Source organism: Sphaerotilus natans (assembly GCF_900156335.1).
Classification (GTDB): Bacteria; Pseudomonadota; Gammaproteobacteria; order Burkholderiales; family Burkholderiaceae_C; genus Sphaerotilus; species Sphaerotilus natans.
This window is the reverse complement of the sequence record NZ_FTMZ01000041.1, coordinates 1-8,608: the sequence shown is the minus strand read 5'-3', so window position 1 is coordinate 8,608 and position 8,608 is coordinate 1. Positions and strand designations below refer to the sequence as shown.

Annotated in this window: 8 protein-coding genes; all 8 read right to left on the bottom strand. The window is 59.1% G+C overall.

The window, feature by feature from the left end:
• Nucleotides 1-253: transposase family protein (locus BW996_RS20645; protein WP_139330866.1), on the bottom strand; the 253-nt coding region annotated here is incomplete at its 3' end.
• Between the two features lie 405 nt (nt 254-658).
• On the bottom strand, nt 659-1,867 hold the full coding sequence (locus BW996_RS20640) for a glycosyltransferase (RefSeq protein ID WP_076459086.1): 1,209 nt from the start codon (nt 1,865-1,867) through the stop codon (nt 659-661).
• Between the two features lie 10 nt (nt 1,868-1,877).
• Nucleotides 1,878-2,900, bottom strand: coding sequence for a CgeB family protein (locus BW996_RS20635; protein ID WP_051632234.1), 1,023 nt, complete (start codon nt 2,898-2,900; stop codon nt 1,878-1,880).
• Nucleotides 2,897-3,904, bottom strand: coding sequence for a glycosyltransferase family 2 protein (locus BW996_RS20630; RefSeq protein ID WP_076459085.1), 1,008 nt, complete (start codon nt 3,902-3,904; stop codon nt 2,897-2,899). Before BW996_RS20630 ends, BW996_RS20635 begins: the two co-directional genes overlap by 4 nt.
• Before the next feature lie 34 nt (nt 3,905-3,938).
• Nucleotides 3,939-5,453: a hypothetical protein gene (locus BW996_RS20625; protein ID WP_139330988.1), complete on the bottom strand. Its 1,515-nt coding sequence runs from the start codon at nt 5,451-5,453 to the stop codon at nt 3,939-3,941.
• 35 nt (nt 5,454-5,488) lie between these two features.
• The gene (locus tag BW996_RS21515) at nt 5,489-6,943 is read right to left on the bottom strand and encodes a DUF805 domain-containing protein (RefSeq protein ID WP_139330987.1); all 1,455 of its coding nucleotides are present in this window, start codon (nt 6,941-6,943) and stop codon (nt 5,489-5,491) included.
• The gene (gene rfbA / locus BW996_RS20620) at nt 6,944-7,825 is read right to left on the bottom strand and encodes a glucose-1-phosphate thymidylyltransferase RfbA (RefSeq protein WP_037485007.1); all 882 of its coding nucleotides are present in this window, start codon (nt 7,823-7,825) and stop codon (nt 6,944-6,946) included. It lies immediately after the preceding gene.
• 45 nt (nt 7,826-7,870) lie between these two features.
• A partial coding sequence (gene rfbD, locus BW996_RS20615) for a dTDP-4-dehydrorhamnose reductase (protein ID WP_076459084.1) occupies nt 7,871-8,608 on the bottom strand: 738 nt, incomplete at its 5' end.

The following is an 8,608-nucleotide window of genomic DNA, read 5'->3' as shown; positions in this document are numbered from 1 at the left end:
CGAGCAGGCTGAAGACGCGCCCGAAGGTGTCGTGCGAGGCGATGCCGTTGGCGTACGGCAGATGCTGGCGCAGCCAGTCGATCTGCAGCTCGGCCCAGTCGGTGACCGAGACCCAGCTGTCGGCGCCACTGCTGACGCCGCACAGCGCCGCGAACATCAGCTCGTCCAGCGGAAACGGACACGACCGCGAGCGCGGATCGTCCAGTTCGGCCAGCGCCTCGATGAAGTGGGGGAGCAGCGGCGCAGTGGTCATCGGGGCGGGCGCCGCTTCGAGCTGCGGCGGTTGGGTCAGCGGGGCGTGTTCATAACACGGAACCGACCAGGTTCTTCATGCAATCGCCCTGCTCTCCGGTGGCAGCAACCTCGCCACCACCCGGTCCTTGTATTCCTTGCCGTATCGAGCCACGTCTTCTCCTCGTCTCGCCCCCTCTTCGGGTTCTATCGACGCGGCAACTATTCTGACGTGGGGGGCACCGCGCACAGCGCCGTCAGCAGCAGTTCCTACAACGGATACTGGAAGCGGTCGGTCTGCCCGCGCGGATCGGTCAGGTCTTCAAAGTGCTGCATCAGCTCATCGCCGGGGGCCGTCGGGTGGTCTTGAATCGTGTCTTGGGCTGCGAGGTCGGGCTGGATTGTTACCACTCAATCGGGGCGGTGGCTAATGCAATCGCCCTGCCGCCGGTCCGCCTGACCCGAAAGCGATCCGATATTCCTCAATATATTGGGCGCGAATAGCATCTTGGGCAAATTTCTTGACCCAATACGCCGCCGTTTGGATAAGTTCCTCCCGGCGCTCTGGCGCCTGGTGACACGCCTCGTGCAGAACAGTCGCACACGCTTGGGCCCAATTGTCTATACTTGCCGCGCCCAGTGCGTTGGGCAGCAATAGACTAGCAGGCCCGGCGATTTCGTTCATTGGCGCGTCGTCTGTGGTCACGGCCAGCGTGCCACACGCCTGCGCTTCGATGATGGGCCAGCCGAATCCCTCGGCTAGGCTCGGGAACAGCAGACACTGCGCACCGCTGTAAAGCGCGTTCAACACCTCATTGGTGATACCGCTCAAGCGCAGCACCTGAGCACCTGGCGGCAAGGCGTCGATGATGGCTTGGGCCTCTATGCGGAAGGCCGGCCCTACATAAACTAGGGGCAGCACATCGGCACCCGTGGCGGCTTGCATGGCGGCATACGCTTGGTAGATCTTCAGCAATCCGACTGTATTTTTGTACCACTGCCCGCCGCCCACATGCACGATCCATGACTTGAGCGTGGGAGGCAGCACGCCCGCCAAGCTGCGCTGGATCACCTCGGGCTGCATCGGTTGCAGTGTAGGATCCACAAAGTTATGGATCACGCAGATGCGCTGGTCCGAAATTCCGAATAACTCGCGCAGATCACGTGCGGTGCGCTCGGATACTGCCAAAAACCGAGGTGCCAGCCGAAATCCCCAAGCGATAAATTTTTGGTAGGCAACCCCAGTTTTACCAGTCGGGTTTTCTTTGTACTGGCCCATAGCAGATTTGTAGGCCAGCAAATCATGGGCATGAATAACTGTAGGAAGCCGGCCAATAAACCTGTACCACGGCCCCAGCGCCTGATCGCACAGCACAAAGCCAATCGCCTCGCCTCGCAGCCAATGGCGCAATCTGAGTACCAACAGTTCAACAGGGAACGCCACAAACTGGTCCAGGTAACCGAACCATTTCTTCAGCGGATGGCCCGTCGGCAGTAATTTCCAGAACAGGGGGCGAGCCGTGATCAGACGATACTCCCAGCCGCCCTGCGCCAGACAGTCGGAAACCACCGCAGCGAACTTGGGCATGCTTTTGGAGTTTAGAAATACCGGATGGGTCAACACGTAAATGAACATAGGGCGGCCGTCAGCGCAAATGCGTCGCCAATACGCTGGCGACAAGGTCATCGTTCGAAAAACTGCCTTGCAGTACCTTTTGCTGACCGGCAAGCGCCAGTGCTGCACGGCGCTGCGGGTCGTTGATCAAGGCTTTGCACACCGCAGCGCACTCCACAGCGTCACCCCAGAACAGGGCTTCGCAGCCTTCGACAAAGATGGCGCGGTGATCGTCCGTACGCTCGGCACACAACACACCGCCGAGAGCGGGAATCTCGAACGAACGGGTGGTATGCTGGTCGCGGTTGCCCTTGGACAACAGACCGATGGACACCTTGCTCAGCGCCAGTGCCAGGGCATAGTCCCGCCCGTCCAAGGCTGGACCACGCCACAGCGCCCGTACTTCGGCCCAACGCGGTGACTTTTGCCAGCCCGAGCCAAAGATGCTCACATCCAGCCCCTGGCTAGCCAGCACCAGCATGAAATCGCAGCGTCCGGGCATCCAAGTGCCCACAAATGCGACATCGTGATTCCAGCGCAACCGCTCCTCGTCCGTCACGTCGGCCAGGTGGTGGGCCACCCGGTCAAAGGTCATAAAGCGCCGCGTCACCCGTCGGGCGCCTGCCCGGTAGGCTTCCTCGACGTTGGGGGGCCGTACAACGATGACGTCGTCGTACAGGGGCAAGGCCCGGTGCAGTTGCCGGAATCGGATGCCGTCACGAGGCCCCATGAAGTCGTCATGATTGAACAGCACCATCGGGCAGTTGAAGCACCCCTTGATGCGACGCAGCAAGGCGGGCGACACCAAGGCGCCGTTGTCGACAAACAGCAGGTCAACCGCCGGCAATTGGCGCAGCCATTTGCCGGCCGAGGCTTCGAGCAGCAGCGCCGCCAGTTCAGGCGCCACTTTCCATTCCAGCAAGCCGGAAACCCGCCGCCCAAGGGCCGTGTCGGCCGGGTCAATCCCCAGCACTTGGCAACCCGCTCGCTCGAAAGCCTGGAAGCGGTGCCGGCTGGTGCCCTGCAGCGAGCCGAGGTACAGCACCCGCATCATGCTGACGGCTGGCGCTTCAAGCAGCCTCGCACGATCAACTTCGCCAAGCCCGCACGGGGTAACCTCCCGCCCAGACTGATCCCATAGATCAGCCAGTCCGCCACCCAGCCGAATGAATAGGGCCTGTCGGCAAACCAGCGGCGCAGCTCGCCCATGTAACGAACATTTCGGGTGGTCTGGTAGAAGCGCAAGGCCATTTCCCGGTGCAGGGCCATGTAGTGCAGGCTGGCCATCCAACGCAGCAAAAAGCGCTGAACACCCTGCGGCCGGATGTCCGCGTAAAGACGCGAAAGAACCACATCCAACTGCCGCAGCAGTTCGCCTTGCTTGTTCAAAGTGACCGAAGCCTGACCTTCGTGGCGACGAACCAGCACATTCTGGACGCGGCTCAAAGCCCACGGCCGTTGCCGGCCCACGCGCGACCAGAAATCAAAATCTCCGGCATAAGGCAAGCTTTGATCGAAGGCACCGAACATGCGCGGCACCCAGGACCGAAAAGAAATATTGGACAGGTTCCCAGGAATGCAGCCGAAGACAAAAAAGCAGGTGCTGGAAGCAGCAGGGGGCACGATCGCCGGCAGTACATCCAACTCAGCAGCGTTCAGGCGGGAGCCACCGTCGCTGCCGTGACCCGTGCGCAAAAATGCCACATCGTCACCCAGGTTTTCCCACAAACGCAGCAGCTCCTGCAGCGCCGTGTCATGGGTGAAGAAATCATCCTGACATAGGATCTTTACGATATCGCCAGCGGCGTGCGATACCAAAAAATTAAGATTTCCGAAAATACCCAAATTCTCGCCGCGAGACCACAGCTTGACCCGCGGATTATCGCGCAAGGTTTCCAAAAACTCCACACTGCCATCGTTGGAGCCATCGTCGCGGATCAGTAGCTCGAAATTGGCATCGCGTTGCGACAATACCGACGCCACCGCTTCGCGCAAGAACGCACCGCCGTTGTAGACAGGCATCACCACCGAGACCCGGACAGAATCAAAAGACATCATTTCAAGTATCACCATTCAGCCGACCGCAAGAACATCAGGCCCACCGCTGCAAGGGCACCCGCACGATACGCCCCAGCAAAGACAGTTCATCTGGGCAGACCCGGTACAGGGCGTATCCAGCACCGGCCATGAAGGCGATATACAGCAGCACCAAGGCAGGCGCCTGCGCGTCGGGGGATACCAACAGCAATCCTACCGCCACCAGCGAAAAACCCACACGCGCGGCAGGCGCACGGCGCGGCCAGCGCATACCCGCGTCGCGCAAGCCGGCGCTGCACCAAAAATGCAGCATCACGCCAACCACCCCTTCGCACAAAATCAACACCAGCATAACCGCCCATAGGCCGTGGCCCCGCACAAACATGCCCAGGCCCGCCACCAACACTGCGGCGCTAGTCAGTGACGTCAGGGCGATGACCTTTACCCGGTTGGTGCTGATGGCGTAAGCCATGTAGGATGAGTAGTTTGCCGCCACCAGTACCACGGTGCTGGCCAGGGCGAACAACAAACCGTCGTAGGGCAGGCTGTTGCGCGTCCATGCCATGTAGAAATGTGGCGCAAGAAGCTGCAGCGCCATCAACAAGGGCACCGCCACCAGCACCGCAATGCAGTCCAACAGGCCAAGCACCGTGCGCACGCCATGCTCATCGCCCGCGGCCAGCGACTTCGACAAACCTGGCAGAGCCGGGCCAAAAAATGTGCTGCCGGCCTGCTGAACCACGTTGGCAATGGTCCGCACGGTTGAAAAAGCCGCAATCTGGGGCGCTGCAAAGTTGGCCGCCAAAACCACCCTCAGCCCTTGCTGGCGGGTATGTTCTGACGCAACCTTGGTTAAATAACCTAGGGCTCCCAAGGCCCGCGCGCGCAGGGCCAAGCCATTGACCGCATAAAGTGAAAAGTTGCCACAGTGCTGGCGAACCAAAGGCAGCATGCGCCTGAACCAATACCAGTGATAGACGACGCTGATAGCAATGTTGACACCCAGAAACTGCAAGGGCGAAAGGTGCCATACCAGCAGGACCAGCGGAGCCAAAGCGCCCGCGGCGATGTAGAAGGTGCCAAACCAAGCCTGCTGCGCAAAGCCGTCAAAGCAGTTGAGCAACCGACCGACCTGACCCGCTGGTGAAAAGGTGACCGCCCATGCCACGGCCCACATCAGTGCCGCCAACGCCATGTCGCGCCAGAACGCTGTGGCCCCGTCATAGGCCGGGTTGGCGCTGCACCAGATCAACACCACGCCAGCCACCAGCACCTGCACCACAGACACGAGCGCGCCAAACGTCATGCCCTGGCGCAGCCGATCCCGCAAGCGATCAGTGTGACCAGATTCGGCGTAGTACACCCCTTCGGAATAGCTCTGGTGGGCAGTATCTAGAATCACTGCAAAGCCCAAAACCCCTTGAATGGCCAGCCACGCACCATATTCCGCAGCAGACCAAACCGTCAGGAACAAGGGCACCTGCAGAACCTGGGCCAGCAGGTTGATACCAAGCCGCGAAGACAGCGCTGCACTCGCCGAAAAGAAGCCCTTTATAGATTTATCTTCCAATGCACAGCCTCATCAATTACGAGGAAATGAGAATATTAAGCACGATTAGAGAAAGCACCCACAACCAGTTTTTGCATGAACAATGAGATCACAAAGATAGCGATGACCGTTCTCAGGAGAACAAAATAAGAACTCAAGGAATTTTCAATTGCAACGAGATTCACCGCCAAGAGCAAATACAGTTGCAAGCGCGCGCCACTTAGCCCTAAAGAAGAACACAACTGCAATAACTTATCGCAAACCATCAACAGCGCAACGCAGACCAAAAAAATCCCCAACAAGCCAAAATCCACGTACGAAGACACCAATATTGAGTTGGCGGCATCCCATACTGGCAAACCGATCAACGGATGGTATAAATCCTCTTCTGCACCCAACCCCTGAATGGCATCCTTTCCGGGAAACAAGAACGCCGGAATGGCTAATTTTATATTAAAAAGCAAGACCCGCCCAAACAAATTGGAATATGAATCAAGTGCCGATATGACATTTGCAAAATAGCCAATAACGAATCCCCTCTCCCTCATATTATCCGAAAACAACGCATTCAAATCATATTTCTCGGCATTAAGCAAGATATCAACACCCAATTCAAATCGCTCAGATATTGATATACCAGAACCAAGCTCCCACCCAGCAAGTCGAAAGGCATAAATCAACTTCACAAGAACTGACATTCCCAGCAAAACCAACACAACTCCCGCAGCGAGCTTAATCTGTTCTGCGCGGGTGTTTCCTCTAACGCATATCAAAATCAGGAGAACCATGTAGGCATGAAACGTCAAAACCCGACGACCTTGGGTCAGCATGCCTACAATACACACCAGCAAAATCAGCCAAACGCACGTACGGTCTCGGCCATGCAATCGCCCAACAACCAGAATCACTGCGGAATACAGGAAAACGACGGACAATAAAATCGACGCGATAGAACCCAAGGCAGATGACCCCTGCGAGCTTTCCGACGACACATCGCCACCATACCCAAGGTAACCACCAGCAAATGCATACAATATAAAGATCGCCGCCGGAACAAGGAAACCAAATATTGGCGCAGAACTATCCCCCGCATACACCAAAACCTCCCTTAGCGTGACCTTACAAATAGATCTCCGGAATACACCCAGAACGCCACACACCATTACAGAATAAGAAAAAGCCCTGCAGAGGTCTTCAGGTCGCGCAGCGGAAATATAAAATAATGACTCAAAATCCCATTCGTTATTAGAAAGTGTTGTGAACGACCCCATCCCGTAGCCAAAACAAATTCCAAAACTCAGCAAATCAGACAATAAAAGATTGCCAGCTTTCAACGTGTATAAAGGCAATGCAACAACCATCACCAACATGCTGACCCACATTGACGCTTCAAATCTGCCAATCAAGGATAACCCAACCGCCAATAACCCAAATAAAATAAAAGTGATCCCCAATCGCTCCAACAGCGGTGTGGGCAATCTACCGACAGGATGCGTGTGGACCACAGGCATTTACAGCCCTGACTTCTCAGCAATGGCAGTCAAATATTGGCCATAACCACTCTTGCGCAGCGGCTGGGCCAGACCTTCGAGCTGGGCGGCATCGATCCAGCCGCTGCGGAAAGCGATCTCTTCCAGACACGCCACCTTCAACCCTTGACGCTTCTCCAGCGTCGCAATGAACTGGCCCGCCTCCATCAGGCTGTCATGCGTGCCGGTATCGAGCCAGGCGTAGCCCCGGCCCATGATCTCCACGCTCAGGCTGCCCTGGCGCAGGTACTCGGCGTTGACGTCGGTGATCTCCAGTTCGCCGCGTGGGCTGGGCTTAATGGCGGCGGCGATGTCGCAGACCTGTTCGTCGTAGAAGTAGAGGCCGGTGACCGCGTAGTTGCTCTTGGGCGCCTTGGGCTTTTCCTCGATGCTCAGCGCGCGCTTGTTGGCATCGAAGTCGACCACGCCGTAGCGCTCAGGGTCGGTCACGTGGTAGGCAAAGACGCTGGCGCCGGTGGTGCGAGCGGTGGCACTGTCGAGCAGGCCCTTGAGATCGTGGCCGTAGTAGATGTTGTCGCCGAGAACGAGCGCGCTGGGCGCGCCACCGACGAACTCGCGGCCCAGGATGAAGGCCTGCGCCAGCCCGTCCGGGCTCGGCTGCACGCAGTAGCTCAGGTTCAGCCCCCACTTGCTGCCGTCACCGAGCAGCGCCTCGAAGCGCGGGGTGTCCTGCGGCGTGCTGATGATCAGGATGTCGCGAATGCCCGCCAGCATCAGGGTACTGAGCGGGTAGTAGATCATCGGCTTGTCGTAGACCGGCAGCAGTTGCTTGCTGATCGCCAGCGTGGCCGGGTGCAGTCGGGTGCCGGAGCCGCCGGCCAAGATGATGCCTTTGCGTTGCATGGGATTCCCCCTGTGTCTTGTGTGTTGTCTGGTGGTGGTGCAGGCTCAGCCGAGAATTTCGGTGAGCATGCGCTCGACGCCCTGCTGCCACGGCGGCAGGTACAGTCCGAACGTGGCCTGCAGCTTCGTGGTGTCGAGGCGCGAATTCAGCGGACGTTTCGCGGGCGCAGGGAAGGCAGTGGTCGGCACCGGGTCGATCGTCTGCACCTTCAGATCCCGGCCGAGTCGGCGCGCCTGTTCGACCACGAAACTCGCGTAGCCGTGCCAGCTTGTCTGCCCGCCCGCGACGGCGTGGTAGGTACCCGAGAGGTCCAGATCCGGCTGCGCCACCGCGGTGCGCACCATCTGCGCGGTCAGGTCGGCCAGCAGGTCCGCGCCGGTGGGCGCGCCGATCTGGTCGTCGATGACGGTCAGGCGCTCGCGCTCGGCGGCCAGGCGCAGCATGGTCTTGGCGAAGTTGCCGCCGCGTGCGGCATAGACCCAGCTGGTGCGCAGGATCAGGTGCCGGCAGCCGCTGGCGCGGATGAGCGCTTCGCCTTCGAGCTTGGTCTGTCCGTAGACGCTCAAGGGGCCGGTGGCGGCCTCCTCGTCGCGCGCGGTCTCGCCCGAGCCGTCGAAGACGTAGTCGGTGCTGTAGTGCACCAGCCAGGCGCCCGTCTCGGCGGCGCAGCGTGCCAGCACCCCGGGCGCGGTGGCGTTGATCGCACGTGCCAGCTCGGGCTCGCTCTCGGCCTTGTCCACCGCGGTGTGGGCCGCGGCATTGACGATCAGGTCCGGCTTGAC